The organism is Streptomyces sp. NPDC050161 (genome assembly GCF_044460025.1).
GTDB lineage: Bacteria > Actinomycetota > Actinomycetes > Streptomycetales > Streptomycetaceae > Streptomyces.
This window is the reverse complement of record NZ_JBITJM010000018.1, coordinates 1-23,727: the sequence shown is the minus strand read 5'-3', so window position 1 is coordinate 23,727 and position 23,727 is coordinate 1. Positions and strand designations below refer to the sequence as shown.

The window sequence follows — 23,727 nt, the reverse complement described above, 5'->3', positions numbered from 1 at the left end:
TCCTTTTCATCCTGCGGGTGTACGGGTGGTGGAGTCGTGATGCGCCCGGGTCCGGCAGTCGCCGAAGCTCGTACGGAGCCTGGCGAGCAGTTCGATCAGGTTGCCGACGTCGCTGTCGGTCCAGTCGTCCAGATACCGGGCGAGTGTCTGGGTGTAGCGCTCGGAGAGCTCCGTGAGGAGTTCCTTGCCGCTCGGGGTCAGGCGCAGCAGCCGCGACCGCTTGTCCGCCGGGTCGGGCTTCCGCTCGATCCAGCCGCGCTCCGCGACGTGGGCGACGTGCCGGCTGGTCACCGACATGTCGATCGCGAGCAGCTCGGCCAGGTAGCTCATCCGCATCTCACCGTGCCGGTCGAGAAGGGTGAGCACACCGGCCGAAGCGGGCGGGCAGTCCTGGGGGAGGATGCGCCCCATTTCGCGCTTGACGGCTCCGATGGCACTGAGTTGCCTGGCCAGCTCTTCGTATTGAGTCTGAGCGGCCATGGGCTCCTCCACGCATGTTTTTGTTGCTTGGGGCAACCATAAACTCAGTTGGTTGCTGAAGGCAAACGTATGGAGACGCTCCGGGTAAAGGGACGCCAAAGCACTCCTACGCGTCCGGTCAAGCCATCCGATCGCCGCCAGGAAAGCCACAGGTCAGGGCCGTCACCCCGCTGTGCGCCTGCTGTGTGTCCACTGTGAGCAGGCTCTCTTTCCCCGGTGCCGGACGCCGCCCGGCGCCCCTCCCGCGCCCGTCCGCCGACCTCACGTATCGCCGGGGCGATCCGCGGCCCGCGAACCGCCGCCTCACCGCTGCCCCGCGAGCCGAACTGCGAGCCGTCCGGGCGCCGTTCCGCGCGTCGTCCCACGCGCGCCCCTGGGGTGCTCCGACGCCCCTGGTTCGCTAGGGTCCTTGCCCATGGCGACCAACCCGCAGAACCAGGCCGAGGGCAACTACGACCCGGCGGGCAGCACGCAGATGTTCCGAGCCTTCGTGGACGAGGGCGCCCCGGCCCCCACCGTCGGCGGACGCCGCGCCGCGGCCCCCCAGCCGGCGTCCTCCGGGCCGCGCGTCGGCCTCATCGTCGGCGTGATCGTCGCCCTGGTGGTCGTGGCAGGCGCCGCCTGGCTGGCCCTGGCGTAACACCCGCCCACGCGTCCCCTCCCCTCTGCCTCTCCCTCCCCTCTGTCTCTCCCTCACCCACCCCGTACGCACAAGGGGCCCGGAGCTGTCTTCCGGGCCCCTTTCCGCTTGTCAGCCGCCGATGCGGGGGCCGGGGTGAAACCGCCGGGCCCGTCCGCGGCGTCCTTGTCCCGCAAGATCGCGGCCGTCCCGCAAGGGCGGCCCCGAAGACTCCCCGTCCACCAGTGGAGAGGACGACATGAAGAACACCGGAGCACGTCCGTCCCGTCGTGCGGTACTCGCCTTCGGCACCGGAACGGCGCTGGCCGCGGGGCTGGCCGCGGCCACCGGCGCGAACGCCGCGACACCCGGCGGGACTTCGGCCGCCGGCGGGATCTCCCGGCAGCTGCGGGGGCTGGAGCAGGAGTACGCCGCCCGGCTGGGGGTGTTCGCCCGCGACACGGCCACCGGCAGGACGGTCGCCTACCGCGCGGACGAGCGCTTCCCGATGTGCTCGGTGTTCAAGTCGCTCGCCGCCGCGGCCGTCCTGCGGGACCTCGACCCGCACGGCGAGTACCTGGCCCGGCGCATCCGGTACACCGAGAAGGACGTCAAGGAAGCGGGGTACACCCCGGTCACCGGCCTGCCCGAGAACCTCGCGCACGGCATGACCGTGGCCGAGCTGTGCGCCGCCACGGTCGGCCGGAGCGACAACGCCGCGGGCAACCTCCTCCTGCGGGAGCTGGGCGGCCCGACCGCGATCACCCGCTTCTGCCGCTCGCTGGGCGATGGGACGACCCGGCTCGACCGCTGGGAGCCGGAGCTGAACTCGGCGGAGCCCTGGCGGGTGACGGACACCACCAGCCCCCGCGCCATCGGGAGCACCATCGGCGACCTCGTCGTGGGCGACGCGCTCACCGCGGGCGACCAAAAGCAGCTGACGGACTGGCTGGTGGCGAACAACACCAACACCGAGCGCTTCCGCGCCGGCCTCCCCGCGGACTGGATCCTCGCGGACAAGACCGGCGGCGGCGAGGCGTACGGCATCGCCAACGACGTGGGTGTCGTCTGGCCGCCGAACCGCCCGCCGATCGTGCTCTCCGTCCTGTCGACCAAGTTCGACGCGGCGGGGCCGACGGACAACCCGCTGGTCGCCAGGGCCGCCGGGCTGGCGGCGGCGGCCCTCACCTGACGCGCGGCACGGCCGGTCCGGGCGTCACTTCCAGGTGAACGTGACGTCCTTGGTGTCGAGGTGCATGCCCAGGGGCACCCGCCAGGCGTCCACGCAGATCCGGTAGGCGGCGGTGCGGAGTTGGCCGGATCCGATCGGTAGCGGAAGGGCGCGGGACGAGGTGACCGTGGCCCAGTCGACGCCGAGGCCGCCGATGATGTGGGTGCCGAAGGTGACGGTGCCGGTGGTGACCGGCTGCTTCCCGGTGTTCAGCACGTCGAAGCTGACCTTTTCGCACCAGCGCTCGCCGGTGTCGTCGAGGCGGGGCTTGCCGATCACCAGGCCCACGGGCGCGCCGGGGCCCGCGGGGATCGTGGGGGACGGCGGCTTCGGGGCGGGGGATTCGCCGTCCGGGGCACCGGGTCCTGGCGAGCCGCCGGGGGAGCCGGGACCGCCGTCGGCGCCGCCGGGCGGGGCGGTGTCGTCGCCCGGAGCGGAAGGGCTCGGCGAAGTGGCCGGATCAGTCGGAGAGTTGGCCGGATTCCGACCGTTGTCCGAGGGGGTGCCGCCGGGCCCCGAGGGGTGTCCCGGTTTCGGGTCCGGGGTGCCGGGAGTTCCGGAGTGCGGCGCTTCGGTGCCGTCCAGCGGGGTCAGCTCGACGCCGTCGTCGGGCGGCACGGCCTTCGTCGGTGCCCGGCTGGGGCCCGCGGCGGCCGGCGCCAGATAGCCGGTGTCCGTGGGGCTGGCGCAGCCGGTGAGCAGGGCGCCCAGGCAGAGCGCGACGGCCGCGGAGGCGGCGCGTGCGGGTGTCCGTGGCGTGCGGGGCGCGAGGCGGGCGCGCCGGGGCGGCGGGATGCGTCGTAGGTGCGCAGCGGGTATGCGGGGCAACTGTCGCATCGGCACAGTGTCGATGACGGCCCGTCAGATTCCTAGGGTCGCGCGGCACCGCGCTTCACTGCTGTCCGCCGAGTGGTGCTCGATGGCCTCAACGACCTCTCGGCGGACCGTTCCTCATTCCGCGATGAGCCCTTCGCGCAGCTGCGCGAGAGTGCGGGTGAGCAGCCGGGAGACGTGCATCTGGGAGATGCCGACCTCCTCGCCGATCTGGGACTGCGTCATGTTGGCGAAGAAGCGCAGCATGATGATCTGCCGCTCGCGGGCCGGGAGTTTGGCCAGCAGCGGCTTGAGCGACTCGCGGTACTCCACACCCTCCAGGGCGCTGTCCTCGTAGCCGAGGCGGTCCGCGAGGGAGCCCTCGCCGCCGTCGTCCTCGGGGGAGGGCGAGTCCAGCGAGGAGGCGGTGTAGGCGTTGCCGACCGCCAGGCCGTCGACGACGTCCTCCTCCGACACCCCGAGGCAGCGGGCGAGTTCGGGGACGGTGGGCGAGCGGTCGAGCTTCTGGGCCAGTTCGTCACTGGCCTTGGTGAGCGCGAGCCGCAGCTCCTGGAGGCGGCGCGGTACGCGTACCGACCACGAGGTGTCGCGGAAGAACCGCTTGATCTCGCCGACGACCGTCGGCATCGCGAACGTCGGGAATTCCACGCCGCGTTCGCAGTCGAAACGATCGATGGCCTTGATCAGACCGATCGTGCCGACCTGGACGATGTCCTCCATCGGCTCGTTGCGGCTGCGGAATCGGGCCGCCGCGTACCGCACGAGCGGGAGGTTCAGCTCGATGAGAGTGTCGCGTACGTACGTACGCTCCGCGCAGTCCTTGTCGAGCGTGGCCAGCCGCAGGAACAGGGAGCGGGAGAGCGTGCGGGTGTTGATGGCGTCGTCGTCGTGCACGTGCGGTGCGGGCGCGGGAATCGCGGAAAGCACCTTTGAGCTGCCCAGTTCTACGGACATGCCACCCCCTTGAGGTCGCGGGTCGGGTCGCTGCGGCGTCCCCGGACCGAGGCGGACCGGGAAGTGATACCTCCACCTGAATACCGGAGGCAGCGCCGTGGCAAACGCGGTTCCTGCAGAATGTCACATGTCGGCAACACGCTGTAGCGCCAAGTCGACATATCTGCGCAGGAACGCGGGGCCCTCGGTACCCCGTCCCGGTTACGCCTCGATCCTGTTTGCGGACCGCAGCCGAGCGAAGCTCCGTGACAGTAGCCGCGAGACATGCATTTGCGACACCCCGAGCTCCGCGCTGATCTGAGATTGCGTCAAGTTGCTGTAGTAGCGGAGCAGCAGGATCCGCTGCTCGCGCTCGGGCAGCTGGACGAGGAGATGGCGCACGAGATCGCGGTGCTCGACACCGGCCAGCTCGGGGTCCTCGTAGCCGAGGCGGTCCAGCAGACCGGGCAGCCCGTCGCCTTCCTGGGCCGCTTCGAGAGAAGTGGCGTGATATGACCGCCCGGCTTCCAGGCAGGCCAGGACCTCTTCCTCGCCGATCTTGAGGCGGTCGGCGATCTCGGCGGTGGTGGGGGAGCGGCCGTGCAGCACCGTCAGGTCCTCGGTCGCGCCGTTGACCTGCACCCAGAGTTCGTGCAGCCGGCGCGGTACGTGCACGGTGCGGACGTTGTCCCGGAAGTAGCGCTTGATCTCGCCGACGACGGTCGGCATCGCGAAGGTGGGGAACTGCACGCCGCGGTCCGGGTCGAAGCGGTCGATCGCGTTGATCAGGCCGATGGTGCCGACCTGGACCACGTCCTCCATCGGCTCGTTGCGGCTGCGGAAGCGGGCGGCGGCGTAGCGGACCAGCGGCAGGTTCGCCTCGATCAGGGCGGCCCGGACCCGGGTGTGCTCGGGCGTGCCGGGTTCGAGCCCGGCCAGCTCGGCGAACAGCACCTGCGTGAGCGCCCGCGTGTCCGCGCTCCGGCTCTCGCGGGATGGAGCCTTGGGCGCAGTACGGGCCGTCACGGTCACGCCACCCTTCACAGTGCATGTATCCGGCAAAAGCGGTCATAGCATCACAAGACATGTGCAGTATGCGCAAGCACCGCATAACGCCGTGTTGGGTGGTGAGTTGAAGGGCGCGCGAAGGGGCGTGAAGGGGGTGCGGGCGCCTGTGGCGGCGCGACGCGTGACGGCGCGGACGCGCGTGCGGAGCGCGTGAGTGGCGCGCAGAGGCGCGCGGGCGTACGCCGTGGCGTTGCGGGTGCTCCGGACCGTCGCGGGCGCTCTACGGGCCGTCAGGAGGCGCGTGCGGGCCGGAAGGTGGCCGAGGGGCCGGGCGGTGGCCGGGTGTGGCGACGGACGGGGCCGCCGGGCGCGCTCAGAACTCGTAGTCGGCGATCACCCAGGTGGCGAAGGCGCGCCACTGCGCGGCTGCCGCCCGATGGGCCGGGTGTTCGATGTAGCGGGTGAGGGCTTCCCGGTCGGCGACGGCCGAATTGATCGCGAAGTCGCGGGCGATCGGGCGGTCGGTGATGTTCCAGCCGCACTCCCAGTGGGTCAGCTCCGGGATCTTGTCCCCCAGTTCCCTGAAGGCCCGTGCGGCGTCCTGCACGCGCGGCTCGTCGCGGGAGACGCCTTCGTTGAGCTGGAACAGGACCAGGTGGCGGATCACTGGGACCTCCGAGCGGGCGGGCGGACGGTGTGCGGCCGGTCCTGGCCGGCCGTGGCGGCAGCGGTCAGCTGACCAGCTGCGTCATGAACTCGCCGACACCCTGAGCTGCGGACGAGATGCCCTCGAAGCCTATCTGGACGAGATCGGCGGCCCGCCCCGGGGAGGTGATGATCGTGTAGAGCACGAAGACGATGACCAGATACAACGCGATCTTCTTCGCTTGCGCCATCAGTCCCGTCTCCCCTACGGCAGTCCCTGCAGTTCCCCGGTGCAGTCGGGCGAGTTTAACCACACCGGCGCGCCGGTACCCCGGGGAGATCCCCGCCCGGCACCGGACGGGCCCGGCGGGTGCGGTGCGCCGTGTCCGGTCCGTCCGGTTCGTGCACCCGCGGCGCGGACGGCGTCCTCATCTGGTCTTTAGGGACCAAAGGCCCCCGGGGGGAGGTCCTTTGCCTGCCGCGCGGGGTGTGCGGCGGAGGCAGGATGGAAGTGCCCCGGCGGGTCTGGCAGGAGTCCGCAGGGCCGGGATCCGGACCTCACTGCGGGGTCCGCGCCGCGCGATCCCCCCTGACCGCGGCGTGGACTTGGAGGTCCGGTCCCCTCCGGGGGAGGCGGCCGGTCCCCCGACGAGGCCGTCTCCCCCGACCCCCGCCCGTGGCGTATCGCCCGGTATGTACCGATTTTCGCTGCCGCTCGCGCCCTTGGACGGCCCCCGGCCCGTGCCGCTGAAGATCCACGGGCTGACGGAGAAGGCCGGCACATTCAAGATCGCCACGCTGTCGGCGAACCTCCTCGTGGTGCTCCACATCCTGCTCGCCGAGCGGCTGTTCGGGCTGCGCGGCGGTCGACGAGGAGCGGTACGGCGTCTGTCCGGCGGAGGTGGAGACCTCGGCCGGGGTGTCCGTCGTCACCGCATAATGGCTGACGACCCGCGGGCGTCCGAGCCCGCGACGTACGGCACGACCCACCGACCAAGGGGGAAGACGACCATGGACACGCACTCCGCGCACGGAGTGGCCGACGAGGGCGGCACGAACAGCATGAATGGGGCGAACTCCGGCCGCCGCCCGGCCGGTTCGGCCGCCGCGCGCCGGCCCGCGCTGGTGCTGGCGCTGCTCTTCGGCCTGCTCGCCGCGGCCGTCTCGCCGGCCGCCGCGGCGGTGCGCGGCGAGGTCCCGCGTACCGCCGCCGTACATCAGGTGGCGGCGCCGCACGGCACGTCGGCGCACGCCGCGCAGGCGCCGGGCGCCCTGAACGCCGGCGCGCGGACGGCGGGTGCGGCTCCGGCCGACGCGTCGGCGGTGGCCGCGAAGGCGATGGGTACCGAGCCGGTGGCCCTGGCCAAGGACAAGTCGAAGAAGAAAAAGAAGGGCTTCTTCAAGAAGCTCGGCATCTTCCTGATCGTGCTCTTCGTGATCTTCCTGCTGGTCATCGTCCTGGTGATCTGGCTGATCATCCACTTCATACGGCGCGCCTTCCGCCGCCGCAGGGACTGAGAAGGCGACGCACCTGCGGTCACCCCTCCGGCCCGGTTCTCTCCGGGGCGGAGGGGTTTTTCGTGCGCGGGGTTGGAGGGGGCGGACGGTCAACTCCCGGTGTGTGTCCGGGTGTTGGTTGGTATCGGCGGGCGACGGTGGTGCGGGTGCGGGCCGTTCCTCCGTGCGGATGCCCGCGTCGGTGAACCGTGGGGCCGTGTCCGGCGTCTTCCTCTTCATGCCCGTGGTGCCGCCGAGAGGTGCTGCCCGCGCCCGCCGGCGGGAGATGACAGGAGAGCTGACGATGGCCCGTGACGGATCCGCCGAGCGTGACGACCGGCCTGCCGGGGACGGTCCCTGGTGGGCCGGGACCGGGCCGGTCGGCGCCGTCGGCCTGATCGTCGCCGGTGCCGGGCTGGGCCTGTGGTTCACCCTCCGCCTGCCCGGCACCCCGGACGAGCCGGGCACCGCCTCCTACGGGGCGGCCAAAATCCTCGCCATCGGCCTGGTCCTGGCGGGCACCGCCCTGATGGGACGCCTGCGCGCCCGCGCCGGGGGAAAGCGGCAGGGTGAGGGGGAATGACGGGCGCCGCCCCGTACGCAGCTTGGGGCAACGGCTGACTCTCGGTAAAGCAGGCGTCATTGTCGGTGGCCGACCGTAAGATCGTGGTATGCCTCAAACCTCCTGGTCCTCCTCGGTCACGGCGCAGTCCGTGAGTGCGGCGAACGAGGCCATACGCACCTTTATGGCCGAGCGCGCCGGCCGCGGCCTGTGGCCCGAGGAGCAGGACGCCTACGAGCAGCTGCTCACGGACTGGGCCGCCGCCGTCGGACAGGAGCCCGCCAGGACCGATCCGTGCGCCGAATCCCCCGAGGTCAGCCGGAGTTGCCGCCGCGACCGGGGCGATCGTCTGCCATGCCCGACGCCAGCAGCCCGGCCACGTGCGTGACGGTGCGGTCGGCCAGGTAGGGCCCGATGAGCTGGACGCCGAGCGGGAGCCCGTCGGCGGTGCTGCCCACGGGGACGGTGGCCGCGGGCAGGCGTACCGGGCCCGCGAGGTTGAGCCAGGCGGTCTGCTCCCAGTACCCGCGGCGCTCGCCGTCCACGGTGAGGTACCGCTCGGGTACGGGCACGCCGGACAGGTCGGGCAGCGCGGCGGTCGGTGCCGCCGGGGTGATGAGGATGTCGATGCCGTCGAAATAGGCCGCCCACCGCTTCCGCAGCAGCGCGCGCTCCTCGTCGGCGAGCAGCCAGTCCCGGTGGCGCATGGTGCGGGCACGGAGGAAGGCCGCACCGGGTGACACCTTCTCGGGCGGGAGGTTCCCGGCGGCCGTGACCTCGGAGGCGAACGCCTCAGGGGCGGCGCCCGCGGCGGACGCGGCGAACATCAGGCGCTGGAAGAGGCGGTCGGAATCGGCCATGCCGACCGGGCGCGTGGTGGCGTCGACGCGGGCGCCGGCGCCGTGCAGGGCCTTGGCGACGTCGTCGAGCAGTGCGCGGGTCTCGGCGTCCACCCGGCAGTACGGATCGTCAGCCCAGATGCCGATGCGGTACTCGTGGAGCCGCTCGTGCCGGGGGGCGGGCAGCTCCAGGCGCCATGCGACGCCGTCGTCGGGCGACGGGCCCGCCAGGGCGTCGAGGGCCAGATCGAGGTCGGCTGCGGTGCGGGCGAGCGGGCCGACGGTGAGCATGTCCGTCGGCGTCAGCCAGCCGGGCGAGCGGGGGATGTGGCCGCGGGTCGGCACGATGCCGTGGCTGGGCCGCAGGCTGTGGACGCCGCAGTAGTGGCCGGGCAGCCGCAGCGATCCCGCCAGGTCACTGCCGATGCCCAGGGGGCTCAGGTGGGTCGCGACGGCCGCGGCCTCGCCGCCCGACGAGCCGCCCGCGGTGCGCCGCGGGTCGACCGGGTGGGGCGTGGTGCCGAACAGCGGGTTGCTCGTCTGGAGGTCCTGGCACATCGGCGGCGTGTTGGTCTTGCCGATGACGACCGCGCCCGCGGTCCGCAGCCGCGCCACGGCGTCGGCGTCCCGTTCGGGCAGGTGCGCGGCCAGGTCCTGTGATCCGCAGGTGGTGCGCAGGCCCGCGGTCTCCAGCGAGTCCTTGACGGTGACCGGAAGGCCGAGCAGCGCACCGCCGGTGCGGCCCGCGGCCCGCCGCTCGTCGGCCGCCGCTGCTGCGGCCATGGCGCCGTCGTGGTCGACGGTGACCACCGCGTGCTGCTCAGGGTGCCGGGCGATGCGCTCCAGGTGCGCGGCGGTCAGCTCGCGGCTGGAGACCTCGCCCCTTTCCATGGCGCGCAGTTGGTCGGCTGCCGGGCGGTGCGTCAGGTCCATGAGGGTGTCGTTTCCTGTTCTGCGGGTGCGGGGGTGAAGTGGGCGGCGATACGGAGCAGGGCGCGGACGTCGTCGTCCGGGGTGCGCACGTCCTCGCGGGTGCCGGCGTCGGCGTACTCGGCCGGGGTCTGCGGTGCCACGTCGTGGCGGTGGGCGGCGAGCGCGGCGCGGAGCTGGTCGGCGGTGACGGCGCAGGCCAGTTCGGCGCCGTCGAGTCCGGCCGCGCGGTGGCGCCGTTCGGACGCGGTGCGTACCGACTCCTCCAGGCGGTGCCGCAGCGCCCATTGGCCGTCCCGGATCTCCACGGTGCGGCGGTAGAGGTGCCAGGTGGTGTCCCACAGCCGCAGCCGGGACGCGGCGCGGGTGCGGGCGGGCTGGAGGGCGACGGTGGGTACGGCGTGGTGCACCGCGTCCCACAGCGGCGCCAGGGTCCGGTGGTCGCGGCGCGCGCGGCTCCAGGCCCGCAGGCGCGGGACGACGTGCACCGCCAGGGTCGGGAGGAAGAACCCGGTCAGCACGAGCGCGTTGCCGCCGTCGGCGCAGAGCCACGCGAGGCTCTCGACGGCGGGCGCGGGGCGGTCCAGGCCGAACAGGGCGGATCCGACACCGGCGATGCGGATGGCGCTGTAGCCGAAGGTCAGCACCGCTCCGGCGCCGACGATGCGCAGCCCGCGGGCGATCCACGGCTGGTCCGTACGGCGGGCGGCGGCCCGGCAGCCCAGTGCGAGCACGGCCTGGCCCGCGCAGTAGACGACGAGGTAGAGCGCCAAGTACGCCTGGTAGACGCCGGAGTGGAGGTACGCGGCGGTGATGCCCTGCGGGGTGGTGCGGTCCGTGGCGGGGAGCTGGAGGAACAGTGCCGCCAGGGCCGCGATCACCGCGGCTCCCGCCCCGCGGTACAGGCGGGCCCGCCGGCGGGCCTTCTCCGGCGGCAGTACCCAGTGGGCGAGGACGACCGGTTGGTGGGAGACCTGGGCCACCACGGTGCCGAAGGCGGCGAGGATGCCGAAGGCGGGGCGTCCCGTGGCGTCGCCGAGCAGCGTCCACACCGGTGCGATGGACACCAGGAAGGAGACGGCGCAGAAGCCGTAGACGCAGGTCAGCGCGGCCAGCGCGGGGTCCTGGCGCAGCCGCCGCGGCGGCCAGAGCAGCAGCAGGAATCCGGCCACGGCCAGCACCGCGCACAGGGGGTGGAGGAGTTGCTGCACGCGCCCGCTATCCCCTCTTGCGCAGTAACGTCGCCGCCACGAGGTCGTGGCCGCCGGTGCGCCGCCCCGGGTGGTGCACGTGACGCTGGAGGTAGGAGCCGATCAGTTCGGCCTCCCGCTCGTCCTGGTACGTGTAGTCGCTGCGGCCCAGCATCATCTTCACCGCCGACGGGTCGAGGGTGGTGATCAGCCGGTCCGTCAGCGGCTTCGAGCCGGGGGTGTCCAGGCTCTCGTGATGGGCGCACAGGATGTGGGCCAGCTCGTGGGCGAGGATGTGGTCCTGGTGGGCGCGGCTGGTCTTCCGGTGGACGAAGACGTAGTCGATGCCTTCCACGGTCCGTATCCACATGCCGCAGACACCCTGCACGCTGTCCACGGGGGCGGGCGCGACGCGGATCGGGTGGCCCGACCGTTCCTCGATGGCAGGCAGCAGGTCCCGAATGCACGCCGCCTGCGGGAGGTTGAGGTCACGGACGAAGCGCCGGCAGTCGCGCCGTGTGGTGTCCCTGCGCCTCACCTGCACTCGTCCGTCCGCTCGCCGGCCGGTCCTGGACACAGTCCTTCCCGCTCGCGGATGTGCTCGATGGTGTCGAGTACCTGCTCCACGCTCTGCGGGGAGAGCCCGGCGACGCGGGTCGCCACGCGCCGCACCCCGCACTCGCGCAGCTGCCTGACGAAGCCGAGTTCGCCCTCGACCTTGGCGGCGACGTCGTCGTCGAAGAAGTAGGACACCGGGACGCCGAAGAACTTCGCCAGCGTCTCCAGATGGCGTCGGGTGGGGTTGTCCCGCCGTCCGGTGCGCAGCTGCCACAGGTAGACGTGGGAGAGCGTCGGGCCGCCGCGGTCGACCAGCATCCTGGCGACTTCCTGGTTCGTGTAGGGACCGCGGTCCGGCGGGTGCACCTCCTCAAAGAGCCTGTTCAGGCGCCCGCCGAATGCGTCTACCGGCACGGAGGCCCCCCGGGTGGCGTGTGTTGACGTTGCATCGCAGGGTGTGTCAGATTCATCAGCGGCAGACTAGCTGAGGTTAATCACGCCAACCAGTCCGTACCGCAGTAATACGCCGTTCCCGAATCAACCGAGGCGAGGTCCATGTCATCGCGCACCTCGCACAGTTGCCTGTAATAAAGACCTCCTGCACGCCAGGACGTTTGTATACAGCCACCTCATTGTGCTGCCCCTGGGGGAGGAGCAAGCAGTGCCATGAACGATTCCCACGACTCCTTGTGGAGTACCCGGAGCGGCCGAAGGCGACAGGGTCTGCCGGCCGCGGGCGTATGTCAGGTCAAGCTCATTCCACCGTACGGACGTTGGCGTTTCCCGGGCGGTATTCCCTATGGCGGCCTTTGTTCCGGACCGCGTCACGTGACACGTGGCCGGAATGCGGACCGGGCCCCCACGCGGCAGCGGTGCCCCGGCGGGCCGGCCGCGAGGGTTCTGCCGTAGCGGGAGCCCCTGTTGTGACGGGAGCCCTGCCGTAGCGGGAGCTTCGCCGTACCTGTTCTCGTGCGGGCGCCCGGTTCGCCGGTGCCCCCTCACCCTTCGTCGCCGCACTCCGCGGATTTCTCTGGAGCGATTCAGGGCATGTGGTGCGCAATTTCCGTGACGTGGCGGGCCGATGAAGAGTACGCGGCGAATTGTTGAGGTGGGAATCAACGCTGTGTGAGCCCGGGAGATGGTGTTCCGGCGCGCGCAAGAGTCCCGTCAACAGATGTTTGGCACAGTGCTGTGCATTCCTCTTCGACAGTAGCGTTTGAGCCATCCACTGACGTCGCACATATGACAGGGGCACATGGGGGCATCGGCCGGAAACGGACGATGGGCCCGGAGCGGCCGATACCGCACAGCGAATTCATCCGGATATGACCACGGATTCCATCCTGCGTGACGTACGGGAGACAGCACTCCGCCGTCTCCGATACGTCGCGTGAACAGAGAGGAAATGACATGGATGCTCTGGTGAACGAATGCTCGGTGACCGGCGGGACCTCGATGGAACTCACGTCGGCGGAGTTAGCGTCCTACCAGCGCATTGCCGAGCAGGGGCCGGTACCCATCGGTGAGATGACGTCCGACGGGCAGGGTGGCATCAGCGTCCACGCGGTGGACAATCTGATCGCCGCGGGCCTGGTGCGACGGCTGGGAAACGACCATCTGGCGGCCGTCGACCCCGCCGGAGTGTCGGATCAGCTCCTGGAGAAATGGGAGGAACGGGTGCGCGGCGCGCAGTTCGACTTACTGTGGATGCGCAGCCAGTTCGCCGAGCTGAAACTGATCTACGCGACGCAGCAACAGCCGGTCCAAGGGCCGCAATTGGAACGGATCGACTCGCACGAAGAGCTGGTCAGGGCCCTGGAGCGGCAGGCGGCCGAATGCCGCCAGGAAGTGCTGTCCGCCAGACCCGGCGGGCCACGCCAGGACGCGGAGCTGCTCGAAGCCCGCCACCGCTACCAGTCGCTGCTCGGGCGCGACGTACGGCTGCGCACCCTCTATCAATATTCCACGCGCTTCGACCCGTTGACGGCCCAGGAAGCCGTCGACGCGGGGGCCGAGGTCAGGACCGTGACGGGGGATCTCGCCCGGTTCATCATCTTCGACCGCAAGGTGCTCTTCATTCCGCTCCAGGACGGACCGGGCGGTGCGCTCGTGATCCGGAACTCCGATCTCATCACCTTCGCCGCCGAGATGTTCAACTCGCTCTGGCTGACCGGCGATCTCCTGAACAAACCGCGGGACAGAACGTTCATCCACACGCTGGCGAACCAGACGAAGCAGTCCATCCTGCAACACCTGATCGACGGCGCCGACGACCGGACGACGGCCCGCGCCCTGGGCATCTCGGTGCGTACCTGTCAGCGCCACGTCTCGGAGATGATGCGGCAGGTCGGCGCCTCCAGCCGCCTCCAACTCGGATTTCTGCTGCGCGAGCAGGAGATGGTGGCGTGGTGAGCGGGGCGATCGACCGGGGCGGCTGACGGGATGGCCGGCGCCAGGGGCGAGAATCGGCCATTCATCGGCGGGAGTTGACCGCTGATCCACACCGACGGATGCGCATCCGCAGGGGGACGCGCATCCGTCGGCTGTCGTTCTGCCGCCGGCCGGTGCCTCAGACCGTCGAGGCCAGGCGCGGGGATTCCACCGGGCTCTCGGACTCCGGGCGCTCCCGGCAGAGGGCGACGAGCAGGGCTCCGGCGATGGTGAGGGCGCCGGAGATGGCCGCCGCGTAGGTCAGTCCCGCGCCCATCTCGTGGGCGGCGCCCCCGCCGCGCGGCGCGAGCGCCAGGACGGCCGCGACCAGCGCGACACCCAGCGACGAACCGAGGTAGCGCGAGGCGTTGTTCGCCGCGGAACCCACGGCGACCCGGTGGGCGGGCACGCTCCGTACGGCCAGCCCGGCGAGCGCCGCGTTGACCACGCCGCTGCCGAGTCCGGCCAGTACGAGGCCCGGCACGAACCGCCACCACGAGGACTGCTCGGTGATCCCGATCAGGACGAGTTCGCCGACGCCGCAGACGACCAGACCGGCCGCGACCTGAAGGCGGTCCCCGACGAGGGCGACGAACCGGCGGGCCTGCGGCGCGGCCACGAAGGACAGACCGGACCAGAACGCGAGCAGGGCGGCGCTGGCCAGGGGGCTCATACCGAGCATGGTCTGCGCCGCGATCGGCACGTACGTCATGAGGCCGATCACGCCCATGCCGGTCATCAGCGCACCGACGATCGACGCGACGAACGCGGGGCGGCGCAGCAGCCCGAGGTCCAGCATCGGTTCCGCGACGCGCTTCTCGACCACCACGAAAGCGGCCAGCAGGAGCACCGCGGCCACCAGGAGGATCAGTACGTGCGGCTGGGTCCAGCCGCTGCGTCCCTCGGTGAGGCCCGCTATCAGCAGCATGATGCCGCCGCCGAGGGTGAGCACACCGGCCAGGTCGAAGCTGCGCCGGTGCGCGCTGCGGGACTCCTCCAGCGCCCGGCTGCCCCAGAGCATGACCAGCGCGGCGGCGACGGCGATGACCCAGTAGGTGGCCCGCCAGTCGGTGACCTTGCCCAGGAGCGCGGAGTACACCGGGCCGATGGCGATGCCGCCGCCGACCATCGCGCCCCACAGGCCGGTGGCGCGTGCCCGCTCGGGGCCTGGCGGGAAGACGTGGCCCAGGAGGCCGAGGCTGGACGCCAGGAGTGCGGCGCTCGCCGCGCCCTGCACGATGCGGCCCAGGACGAAGACCGGGGTGACGGGGGCGACGGCGCACACCACGGTGGCCAGCGCCAGCAGCCCGCCGCCGATCACGAACATCCGCTTGCGGCCGAAGTCGTCGGCGAGGGTGCCGGCCATCATCAGGCAGGCCGCGAGGCCGACGCTGATGCTGCCCAGGATCCAGGTCTGGCCCGCCGCTCCGGAGTCGAGCGCGGTCCTGATGGTCTGCACGGTCGATACGGGGGCGGTGAAGTTGATCAGCACGAGCAGGGTGGCCACGCACGACAGCGCGAGGGTCGCGCGTGCGGAGGAACTGCGGGCGACCGGTTCGGTCGTCACTACTACCCCCAAGGGTTGATGTACCGGACGAGAGACCGCACTCTAGCAGGGTAGTTCATTCACTGAACTGAACAGTTCGGTGAATGTACTGTTAAACTGAGCGGGTGGCATTGGGACGTGGCTACGCGGGTCAGGACTGTTCGATGGCCCGCGCACTTGAGGTGGTCGGGGAGCGCTGGACGCTCCTCGTACTCCGCGATTGCTTCTACGGGGTGCGGCGCTTCGGCGATTTCCACGCCCACCTCGACATCCCCCGCGCCGTGCTCGCCGACCGCCTCAAGGCCCTGGTGACCGTCGGGGTGATCGAGCGCCATCCGCACGTCACGGGTGTCGAGGTCGACTACGTCCTCACCGAGCGCGGGGCCGACCTCTGGCCGATGGTGTACTCCCTGGCGCAGTGGGGCGAACGCTGGCTCGCCCCCCGGGGCGCCCGGCGGATCTTCAGCCACGCGCCGTGCGGCACGGACATTGACTCCGGCGGTGAGTGCCCCGCCTGCGGCGTCGTCCCCCCGCCCGCCGACCTCGCGGTACGCCAAGGTCCCGGCGCCGACCCGGGGTTGCGCGACGACCGGGTCAGCGCGGTGCTGCGCGGCGGCCCGCACCGGCTGATGACGGACCTGTTCCCGGAGCCGGCCCGCACCGGCCCTGCCGCCTCCTGAGCGACGGCGCCGCGGGCCGTACGCCGCCCGCCGTTGCCTTCAGGGCACGGTGGCGCGCCCCGGCGGGCCGCCGCGGCCGGGCCGTGTGAAATGCCCGCCTTGTCACTCTCCTGTTTACGACAGTCCTGATCACGACAGTTGCCTGGCCTGTCGGCGCCGCATGCCTTTCTGCCAGGCTTTTCTCCGAGGGCACGGCGGCGGCTCCGGGGGAGACACCCCGCCCTTGAGGACGCGAATCATTCCATGGCGTTTCGGGGGAGGGGATCACGCATGCGTGGATCCGATTGGGAGAACGGCGATGCACTACGGCGCGAAGTCCTGGGAGACGCCTATGTCGACGGCGTTTCCGATGCCTGGGCCGGCGCAGCCGAGTTGCAGGACCTGGTCGTGCGATTCGCCTGGGGAACCGTCTGGCAGCGGCCGGCGTTCGACCGGAAACTCAAAAGCCTGCTGACGGTCGCCATGCTGACCGCGATGAACCGTAAGCACGAGCTGGAACTGCACATCGGCGGCGCGCTGCGCAATGGATGCACCGTCGACGAACTCGTCGAGGTCGCCGTCCATTCCGCCGTGTACTGCGGGGTTCCCGCCGCGATCGACACCGTGCGGTCGATCAAGCAGATCAGCGATGAAGTGTGCTGAACCGACGGCCCTGAAAGATCCGGCCGGGGCCATGCGCCCGCCGCGGGCCCGTCGGCCCACCACGTTCCGCACCAACTTAATTGGGAAAACCTGACGGAGTCCCATCATGAAACAGAGGACAGTGCACACAGTCGGCATCATCGGCGTGGGCCCCCGCGGTCTGTCCGTCCTGGAGCGCATTGTGGAGAACGCGCGGGACCGGGTCGACACCCCGATCGTGATCAACCTCTTCGAACCCTGGAATTTCGGCTCCGGTGACGTCTGGCGGACCGATCAGTCCCCCGACCTCATCATGAATATCGTCTCCTCCCAGATCACCGCCTTCGCGGACGACAGCGTGCAGATATCAGGTCCGGTCCGTTACGGTCCGAGCCTGTACGAATGGTCGGTCAAACTGGCGGCCGGTGACATTTCCGGCACCTACGGCGCCGAGGTCATCGCGGAGGCCGCCGATGTGCACGAGAACACCTACTGCCGCCGGTCCTTCTACGGGCACTATCTCGAATGGGCATACCGCGAGCTGGTGCGCAACCGCCCGGCCACCATCGACATACGCGAACACCGCTGCAAGGTCGTCTCGGTGCTCGACACCGACAGCGGCGGCCAGTTGGTGACCGGCGACGGCGGGCAGGCGGTCGAGGTCGACGAGCTGGTGCTCGCCACGGGGCACGGCGCGGTGGGCCTGTCCGCCGCCGAGCAGCGGCTGCGGAGCTTCGCCGACGGCGTGGGCGGTCTGTTCCAGCCGCCGGCCAACCCCGCCGACGTCGACCTCGACCGGATCGCCCCTGGCCAGCGGATACTCGTCCGCGGCCTCGGGCTGTCCTTCTTCGACTACATGTCGCTGCTCACCGCGGGCCGCGGCGGCAGGTACGAGCGACACGACGGCACGCTCCGCTACCTCCCGTCCGGCAAGGAGCCGCACATCGTCTGCGGATCGCGCCGCGGCGTGCCGCTGCACGGCCGGGCGGACAACGAAAAGGGCGACCGGCGCTACGAGCCGAAGGTGCTCACCGAGGCGCACATCGACAAGCTGCGGTCGAATGCAGGACCCGACGGCGCACTGGATTTCCGGCGCGACTGCTGGCCGCTGGTCGCCAAGGAAGTCGAGACCGTCTACTACACGCGCCTGGTGGAGATCAGGGAAGGGAAGGAAGCGGCGGACGAATTCAGCACGCTCTACACCTTCCTCCCCTGGTCCTGCGACTCCGAGGGTGTCGTCCTGCGCAAGTTCGACGTGCCGGAAGAACAGTACTGGGACTGGTCCAGGGTGGCGCAGCCGTGGACCGGAACCGATATCGCGTCGAGCAGGTCATGGACCGAATTCCTCATGTCCTACCTGGCCGCCGACGTATTCGAGGCACGCCAGGGAAACATCAGCAGCGCCGTGAAGTCCGCGCTCGACGTGCTGCGCGACATCCGCAACGAGATGCGTTACGTGATGAAGAACGGCGGCATCGAGGGCAGTTCGTACCAGAACGACGTGGAGGGCTGGTTCAATTCGCTGCACGCGTTCTTGTCCCTGGGCCCGCCGTGGAGCCGGATCGAAGAGCTGATGGCCCTGATCGACTGCGGTGTGGTCGAGGTGGCGGGCCCGCGTTTCTCGGTGGAATTCGACGAGGCGGAAGGCGTGTTCGTCGGACGTTCGGCAGTACCCGACGACGTCCACCGGAGCACCGTACTGATCGATGCGCGGCTGCCCAAGGTGGATCTCGCCAGGACGAGCAACTCGATTCTGGTCCACCTGAAAGAGCAGCAGCAGGTCAAGCACTTCACCGTGCGGACCGCTTCCGCCGGTGAATACATCACCGGGGGCGTCGCGGTCACCGAGCGGCCTTTCCGTGTCATCAGGAGCGACGGTTCGATCCATGCCAAACGCTATGTGTTCGGCGTCCCGACGGAGGGCGTGAACTGGGTCACCGAGACCGGCATCCGCCCGCACGTCAACTCCATCACGGTCGGCGACAGCGATTCCATCGCCCGTGCCGTACTGGGTCTTTCCGCGTGACCGTATTCCTGACACGAGAAGGAAGTGAAACATGAGCCCGCTTTCCGTCGCGGAGCCCGACCCCCTGGACATTCTCGCGGTCGACGACGAACTCGGCGAGACCGAACGGGACATCAGAGACACCGTGCGGTCCTTCGCCAGGACGGAGCTGGCCCCGTACATCGCCGAGTGGTTCGAAGCCGACACGATGCCGCGTGACCTCACCAAGCGGTTCGGGGCGCTGGGACTCCTGGGCATGCACCTGGACGGGTACGGCTGCGCGGGCACCAGCGCCACCGCGTACGGCGTGGCCTGCCGCGAACTGGAGGCCGTCGACTCGGGGTTGCGTTCCTTCGTCTCGACGCAGGGCTCACTGGCCATGTACGCCATCCACCGGTGGGGGTCGGATGAGCAGAAGCAGCAGTGGCTGCCGGCCATGGCCGCCGGAGACGCGGTCGGCTGTTTCGGCCTGACGGAGCCGGACGCCGGATCGGATCCCAGCACGATGCGGACCCGGGCCAGGCGGCAGGGCGACGACTGGGTGCTCGACGGCTCGAAACTGTGGATCACCAACAGCCCGATCGCCGAGGTGGCCGTGATCTGGGCGCAGACCGATCCCGAACAGGGCACGAAGGGCATCCGCGGCTTCGTCGTCCCGACGGACACCCCCGGATTCACCGTCAACAAAATCACCAGGAAGCTTTCCCTGCGCGCTTCCGTGACCGGTGAACTCGTCCTGGAATCCGTACGGTTGCCGGGAAATGCGATGCTGCCCGAAGCCAGGGGCCTTTCCGGGCCGCTGAGCTGTCTGAGCGAGGCGCGTTTCGGAATCATCTGGGGCGCGGTCGGCGCCGCCCGTGCCTGTTACGAGACGGTGCTCGACTACGCCGGTCAGCGCGAGCAGTTCGGGCGGCCGATCGCCGGATTCCAGCTGACCCAGCAAAAGCTGTCGGAGATGGCCGTACAGATCACCCAGGCATCGCTGCTGGCCGCCCGGCTCGGCCGGCTGAAGGACAACGGCACGCTCCAGCCGGTGCAGATCAGCGTCGGCAAGCTGGCCAACGTGCGGGCGGCACTCGACGTCGCGCGCAGTGCCCGCACCATTCTGGGCGGCAACGGAATCACCCTGGAATACCCGGTGTTCCGGCACATGGTCAATCTGGAGACGGTGCTGACCTACGAGGGCACCGAGGAAATGCACCTGCTCTCCATCGGCAAGGCGGTGACCGGTGTCCAGGCATTCCGCTGACCTGACAACCGCCGAGGAACGGGCCGGAACGGTGCGCAACCGTACGACCGGGACCGCGCTGCCCGACTTCGCGCTCCGCGCCGCCGGTGAATTCGCCGCTGCCGCCGGGCTGGTCATCGACGCGGCGGACGGCACCTTCGTACGCGGCCATATCGACCTCGGCGCGGACCACCACACGCCGTGGGGAATCGTGAACGGCGGCGTGTACACCACGGCCGTCGAAAGCGCCGCCACCGTCGGCGCGTCCCTCGCGGTGGCGGGAAACGGGCAGCGCGCCGTCGCCCTGCACATCTCCACCGACCTGCTGCGCTCGCGGACCGAAGGCCGCGCCGAGGTCATTGCCGAGCCCGTGCACCAGGGACGCACCCAGCAGATCTGGGCGGTCACGATCTCGGATGAACGGCCCCTCGCCCGCGGGCAGATCCGCTTGCAGAACGTCGACCTCGACCGGGGTCCTGCTTGACCCGCACGCAGCCGTTACAGGAGAGAGCATGGCCACATTCCCCGAGATGAGTCTCGACAAGGCGAGCCGCTTTCTGGCCGCGCTCGGCCTGGAATTCGACGAGATCACCGCGGACGCGGTGGCGGGACGTATCGAACTCGGCCCGCAGCACCACAATCCGTGGGGCGTCGTCCACGGCGGCGTCTACAGCACCGTCGTCGAACGCGCGGCCAGCGTGGGCGCCTCACGCGCCGTGCACGACCAGGGCCTGTTCGCCGTCGGCGTGCACAACATGACCGACGTATTCGTCACGACGGTGCAGGGCCCGGCAGTGGTCACCGCCTATCCGGTATTCCAGGGCGAACTCCAGCAGGTCTGGTCGGTGGACGTGTCCGCCGACGGGAGCGGCACCCTGCTGGCCCGCGGACAGCTGCGGCTCCAGAACGTCCCGGCGCGGAATTCCGGCAACGGCTGACCACGCCCCGAAATCCGACGCATACGACGCACGCCTCCACCGGGCGTGCGGACCGTGAACCACCACGGAACCCGGACGCCCGGGAACGTGGGAACCCTGAAAGGAAAGCGCATGACTGCGTCACCGACCCGCAAGGTACTGGACCTGATGATCGGCTACTGGGCATCGCAGAGTGTCTACGTGGCCACCAAGCTGAACCTCCCCGAGCACATCGCCGCGGGACACACGACCAGCCATGAACTGGCCGCGGTGACCGGTACCCACGAGCGCTCCCTTTTCCAGCTGATGCGTTTCCTCGTGGGCCTCGGCGTGCTCCAGGGCGACGACGAGACCGGCTTTTCCCTCACGCCGTCCAGCGAACTCCTCAAGGAAGACGCCCCGGATTCGCTGCGTGATCTCGTGCTGATGTACGGCGAGGAGTTCTACCAGACCTGGGGGAATCTGCTGCACAACGTCCAGACCGGTCAGCCGGCGTTCGAGGCCACCTTCGGCGCCTCGATGTACCCGTACTTCACCGCCAATCAGGAATCCGCCCGCCGGTTCGACGGCACCATGGCCGGCGGCGCGTTCTTCACCGATCTGCCCCGCGTCTTCGATTTCTCCGCCACCTCCACCGTGGTGGACATCGCGGGCGGCACCGGCGGCCTGCTTTCCGAGGTTCTCAAGGCGTCCCCGCAGACCAAGGGCGTGCTGTTCGACCAGGCGCACGTGATCGAGGCCGCGAAGGAAGCCATGGCGGACCGCGGTCTGACGGACCGGGTTTCCTACGCCGAGGGCGACTACACCGAGGCGCTGCCGGACGGCGGCGATGTCTACCTGTGGTCGCGCATTCTGCACAGCCGCTCCGACGCCTCCTGCGTGGACCTGCTGAAGCGCTGCCGCGACGCCATGAACCCGGACGGCACCGTCATCGTGCTGGAGCGCACGATCCCGCCGACCGGCGAATCCTCGCTCGGGCTCTGGTTCGACATGCAGATGATGGTCCTGGTTGGCGGAACCGAGCGCAGCGAAAAGGAATACGCGGACCTTTTCGACCGCTCGGGACTCGCCCTCCACTCCGTGCTTCCGCTGTCCCTCGACATGTTCGCCATAGTCGCGAAGCGCGCGTAACCATGGCGCCCACATCCGCGACCGGCCAGGCATTCACCGAGCTGACACCGGTTTCGTTCCTGCGTCGCGCCGCCGCTGTGTTCGCCGACCGCCCCGCCGTCGTCGACGGAGAATTCCGTTGCACCTACGCGGAGTTGTGGGAGCGGGCCCAGCGGCTGGCGGGACTGCTCGCGCGGCACGGTGTGCAGCCGGGTGACCGGGTGTGCGTGTTCGCGCCCAACACCCATCTGACGCTCGAAGCGCATTACGGGGTGCCGCTGGCCGGCGCGGTGCTGGTCGCCTTGAACACCCGGCTTTCCGCCGGCGAAATCGGCTACATCATCGAACACAGCGGCGCCCGCCTGGTTCTGGCGGACACCGAACTGCTGCCACTGCTCGGCAACGCCATTGCCGAGCTGAGCGACCGGCCCGGCGTCATCACCTCGGACGATTATGACCAGTTGGTCGCCGAGTCCCCCCGACACCGCGTCGAGGTGACCGATGAGCGGGGGCTGCTCGCGATCAATTACACCAGTGGGACCACCGGCCGCCCGAAGGGCGTGATGTACCACCACCGGGGCGCCTATCTGAATGCGCTCGCCATGGCATTCCACACCACCATGGACACCGCGACGCGCTATCTGTGGACCCTGCCGATGTTCCACACCAACGGATGGTGTTTCCCGTGGGCGGTCACCGCGGCAGGCGGAGTGCACCACTGTCTGCGCAAGGTCGATCCCGTCGAAATCTGGCGGGCCCTCATATCCGACGGCGTGACGCATCTGTGTGCGGCGCCGACCGTGCTGTCGATGCTCGCCGACCACCCCGACGCGACCCCTTTGGCGCACCCCGTGCGGGTATTCGCCGGCGGGGCGCCGCCGCGCCCGACACTGCTGGCCCGGGTGACCGAACTCGGCTTGGACGTCACGCATTTCTACGGGCTCACCGAAACCTTCGGAAACGCGTTGCTGTGCGTCGGGCAACCCGAATGGGAGGACCTGGCCCCCGGTGACCGGGCCGGACGGGTCGCCAGGCAGGGCATCGCCAATGTCGTCGGCGAACCCGCGCGAGTGGTCGACCGGGCAGGCAACGACGTGCCGGCCGACGGCAGTTCACTCGGCGAGATCCTGCTCCGCGGCAACAACGTCATGCTCGGCTATTTCCGGGACGAGCAGGCCACCGCCGACGCGACGGCCGGTGAATGGTTCCGTACCGGAGACCTCGCGGTGCGCCATCCCGACGGCTATGTGGAGATCAAGGACCGCGCCAAGGACGTCATTATCTCCGGCGGCGAGAACATCACGTCGGTGGAAGTGGAGAACGCGCTGACCGCGCACCCGGAAGTGGCCGACGCGGCCGTGGTCGCCGGTCCGCACGACGTCTGGGGCGAGGTCCCGATCGCTTTCGTCACCCACCGTCCCGGCGGCTCCGTCGGCGAACGGGAGTTGATCGAATTCGTGCGGTCCAGGCTGGCCCGTTTCAAGGCACCGCAGCGCGTTTTCTTCGGCCGGCTGCCCACGACGTCGACCGGAAAATTGCAGAAGAACCTGCTGCGTGAGCGGGCCCGTGGACTCGTTTCCGAAGAGAAAGTCACCACTCCATGACGGGAGCCGTCCCCCGTCCCGTCTCTTGAACTGCCAGGAAAGGATGAGTAGATGTCCCGCCGCCTGTTCACCTCGGAGTCCGTGACCGAGGGCCACCCCGACAAGATCGCTGACCAGATCAGCGACACGATTCTCGACGCGCTTTTGAAGGAGGACCCGTCTTCGCGGGTCGCGGTCGAGACGTTGATCACTACCGGCCTGGTGCATGTGGCCGGTGAGGTGACGACGAAGGCGTATGCCGACATTCCCAGTCTGGTGCG

Annotated in this window: 25 protein-coding genes; 14 read left to right on the top strand and 11 right to left on the bottom strand. The window is 70.0% G+C overall.

Annotation, left to right across the window (positions count from 1 at the left end; translation table 11 throughout):
* Positions 1 to 6: 6 nt before the first annotated feature.
* Positions 7 to 480, bottom strand: coding sequence for a MarR family winged helix-turn-helix transcriptional regulator (locus ACIBK8_RS26105; RefSeq protein ID WP_393689490.1), 474 nt, complete (start codon positions 478 to 480; stop codon positions 7 to 9).
* A gap of 415 nt (positions 481 to 895) precedes the next feature.
* Here ACIBK8_RS26105 and ACIBK8_RS26100 point away from each other — a divergent pair, with 415 nt between their 5' ends.
* Together ACIBK8_RS26100 and bla are read left to right on the top strand one after the other, a co-directional pair.
* Complete coding sequence (locus ACIBK8_RS26100) at positions 896 to 1,120, top strand: hypothetical protein (RefSeq protein ID WP_399044296.1); 225 nt, start codon at positions 896 to 898, stop codon at positions 1,118 to 1,120.
* A 238-nt stretch (positions 1,121 to 1,358) separates the two neighbouring features.
* On the top strand, positions 1,359 to 2,291 hold the full coding sequence (gene bla, locus ACIBK8_RS26095; RefSeq protein WP_399044295.1) for a class A beta-lactamase: 933 nt from the start codon (positions 1,359 to 1,361) through the stop codon (positions 2,289 to 2,291).
* Positions 2,292 to 2,315: 24 nt separating this feature from the next.
* Here bla and ACIBK8_RS26090 read toward each other — a convergent pair whose 3' ends face one another.
* The 5 genes from ACIBK8_RS26090 to ACIBK8_RS26070 form a co-directional block, all read right to left on the bottom strand.
* On the bottom strand, positions 2,316 to 3,167 hold the full coding sequence (locus ACIBK8_RS26090; RefSeq protein ID WP_399044294.1) for a hypothetical protein: 852 nt from the start codon (positions 3,165 to 3,167) through the stop codon (positions 2,316 to 2,318).
* Between the two features lie 114 nt (positions 3,168 to 3,281).
* Complete coding sequence (locus ACIBK8_RS26085) at positions 3,282 to 4,118, bottom strand: RNA polymerase sigma factor SigF (protein WP_399044293.1); 837 nt, start codon at positions 4,116 to 4,118, stop codon at positions 3,282 to 3,284.
* Between the two features lie 201 nt (positions 4,119 to 4,319).
* Entirely contained in the window at positions 4,320 to 5,129 is an 810-nt protein-coding gene (locus ACIBK8_RS26080) for an RNA polymerase sigma factor SigF (protein ID WP_393689499.1), read from the bottom strand.
* Positions 5,130 to 5,478: 349 nt separating this feature from the next.
* Positions 5,479 to 5,772 carry a Dabb family protein gene (locus ACIBK8_RS26075; RefSeq protein ID WP_399044292.1) on the bottom strand — a complete coding sequence of 98 codons (294 nt, stop codon included), beginning with the start codon at positions 5,770 to 5,772 and terminating at the stop codon, positions 5,479 to 5,481.
* 64 nt (positions 5,773 to 5,836) lie between these two features.
* The gene (locus ACIBK8_RS26070) at positions 5,837 to 6,001 is read right to left on the bottom strand and encodes a hypothetical protein (RefSeq protein WP_227049380.1); all 165 of its coding nucleotides are present in this window, start codon (positions 5,999 to 6,001) and stop codon (positions 5,837 to 5,839) included.
* A gap of 442 nt (positions 6,002 to 6,443) precedes the next feature.
* On the opposite strand from ACIBK8_RS26070, the gene ACIBK8_RS26065 reads away from it, so the two are divergent.
* Together ACIBK8_RS26065 and ACIBK8_RS26060 are read left to right on the top strand one after the other, a co-directional pair.
* Positions 6,444 to 7,268 (top strand): hypothetical protein, encoded by an 825-nt coding sequence (locus tag ACIBK8_RS26065; protein WP_399044291.1) that lies wholly within the window; start codon positions 6,444 to 6,446, stop codon positions 7,266 to 7,268.
* Positions 7,269 to 7,464: 196 nt separating this feature from the next.
* On the top strand, positions 7,465 to 7,830 hold the full coding sequence (locus ACIBK8_RS26060; RefSeq protein WP_399044290.1) for a hypothetical protein: 366 nt from the start codon (positions 7,465 to 7,467) through the stop codon (positions 7,828 to 7,830).
* A gap of 293 nt (positions 7,831 to 8,123) precedes the next feature.
* Here ACIBK8_RS26060 and ACIBK8_RS26055 read toward each other — a convergent pair whose 3' ends face one another.
* From ACIBK8_RS26055 to ACIBK8_RS26040, 4 genes are read right to left on the bottom strand one after another with little or no spacing between them, the layout of a single operon-like run.
* Positions 8,124 to 9,581, bottom strand: a complete 1,458-nt coding sequence (locus tag ACIBK8_RS26055) for an amidase (protein ID WP_399044289.1) — start codon at positions 9,579 to 9,581, stop codon at positions 8,124 to 8,126.
* The gene (locus ACIBK8_RS26050; protein WP_399044288.1) at positions 9,572 to 10,789 is read right to left on the bottom strand and encodes an MAB_1171c family putative transporter; all 1,218 of its coding nucleotides are present in this window, start codon (positions 10,787 to 10,789) and stop codon (positions 9,572 to 9,574) included. The genes ACIBK8_RS26055 and ACIBK8_RS26050 overlap by 10 nt, the downstream gene beginning before the upstream one ends.
* Positions 10,790 to 10,796: 7 nt before the next feature.
* Positions 10,797 to 11,306, bottom strand: coding sequence for a hypothetical protein (locus ACIBK8_RS26045; protein ID WP_399044287.1), 510 nt, complete (start codon positions 11,304 to 11,306; stop codon positions 10,797 to 10,799).
* Positions 11,303 to 11,740: a helix-turn-helix domain-containing protein gene (locus ACIBK8_RS26040; RefSeq protein WP_399044286.1), complete on the bottom strand. Its 438-nt coding sequence runs from the start codon at positions 11,738 to 11,740 to the stop codon at positions 11,303 to 11,305. The genes ACIBK8_RS26045 and ACIBK8_RS26040 overlap by 4 nt, the downstream gene beginning before the upstream one ends.
* A 996-nt stretch (positions 11,741 to 12,736) precedes the next feature.
* Between ACIBK8_RS26040 and ACIBK8_RS26035 the strand changes: the two genes are divergently transcribed.
* A complete protein-coding gene (locus ACIBK8_RS26035; protein ID WP_399044285.1) occupies positions 12,737 to 13,738 on the top strand; it encodes a LuxR C-terminal-related transcriptional regulator in 1,002 nt (333 codons plus the stop codon).
* A 157-nt stretch (positions 13,739 to 13,895) separates the two neighbouring features.
* On the opposite strand, the gene ACIBK8_RS26030 is transcribed toward ACIBK8_RS26035, so the two are convergent.
* Positions 13,896 to 15,323: an MFS transporter gene (locus ACIBK8_RS26030; RefSeq protein WP_399044284.1), complete on the bottom strand. Its 1,428-nt coding sequence runs from the start codon at positions 15,321 to 15,323 to the stop codon at positions 13,896 to 13,898.
* A gap of 104 nt (positions 15,324 to 15,427) precedes the next feature.
* Here ACIBK8_RS26030 and ACIBK8_RS26025 point away from each other — a divergent pair, with 104 nt between their 5' ends.
* The 9 genes from ACIBK8_RS26025 to ACIBK8_RS25985 all read left to right on the top strand — a co-directional run.
* Positions 15,428 to 15,982 carry a winged helix-turn-helix transcriptional regulator gene (locus ACIBK8_RS26025; protein WP_399044283.1) on the top strand — a complete coding sequence of 185 codons (555 nt, stop codon included), beginning with the start codon at positions 15,428 to 15,430 and terminating at the stop codon, positions 15,980 to 15,982.
* A 270-nt stretch (positions 15,983 to 16,252) separates the two neighbouring features.
* Positions 16,253 to 16,624, top strand: a complete 372-nt coding sequence (locus ACIBK8_RS26020; protein ID WP_399044282.1) for a carboxymuconolactone decarboxylase family protein — start codon at positions 16,253 to 16,255, stop codon at positions 16,622 to 16,624.
* Between the two features lie 106 nt (positions 16,625 to 16,730).
* Positions 16,731 to 18,629: an FAD/NAD(P)-binding protein gene (locus tag ACIBK8_RS26015; protein WP_399044281.1), complete on the top strand. Its 1,899-nt coding sequence runs from the start codon at positions 16,731 to 16,733 to the stop codon at positions 18,627 to 18,629.
* A 31-nt stretch (positions 18,630 to 18,660) separates the two neighbouring features.
* A complete protein-coding gene (locus ACIBK8_RS26010) occupies positions 18,661 to 19,857 on the top strand; it encodes an acyl-CoA dehydrogenase family protein (RefSeq protein ID WP_399044280.1) in 1,197 nt (398 codons plus the stop codon).
* Complete coding sequence (locus ACIBK8_RS26005; RefSeq protein ID WP_399044279.1) at positions 19,838 to 20,320, top strand: PaaI family thioesterase; 483 nt, start codon at positions 19,838 to 19,840, stop codon at positions 20,318 to 20,320. Before ACIBK8_RS26010 ends, ACIBK8_RS26005 begins: the two co-directional genes overlap by 20 nt.
* Before the next feature lie 28 nt (positions 20,321 to 20,348).
* Positions 20,349 to 20,774, top strand: coding sequence for a PaaI family thioesterase (locus ACIBK8_RS26000; RefSeq protein WP_399044278.1), 426 nt, complete (start codon positions 20,349 to 20,351; stop codon positions 20,772 to 20,774).
* A gap of 111 nt (positions 20,775 to 20,885) precedes the next feature.
* Positions 20,886 to 21,884 carry a methyltransferase gene (locus ACIBK8_RS25995; RefSeq protein WP_399044277.1) on the top strand — a complete coding sequence of 333 codons (999 nt, stop codon included), beginning with the start codon at positions 20,886 to 20,888 and terminating at the stop codon, positions 21,882 to 21,884.
* Positions 21,885 to 21,886: 2 nt separating this feature from the next.
* Positions 21,887 to 23,467, top strand: a complete 1,581-nt coding sequence (locus ACIBK8_RS25990; protein WP_399044276.1) for an AMP-binding protein — start codon at positions 21,887 to 21,889, stop codon at positions 23,465 to 23,467.
* A 51-nt stretch (positions 23,468 to 23,518) separates the two neighbouring features.
* The coding region (locus ACIBK8_RS25985; RefSeq protein ID WP_399043187.1) for an S-adenosylmethionine synthetase N-terminal domain-containing protein at positions 23,519 to 23,727 on the top strand (209 nt) is incomplete at its 3' end.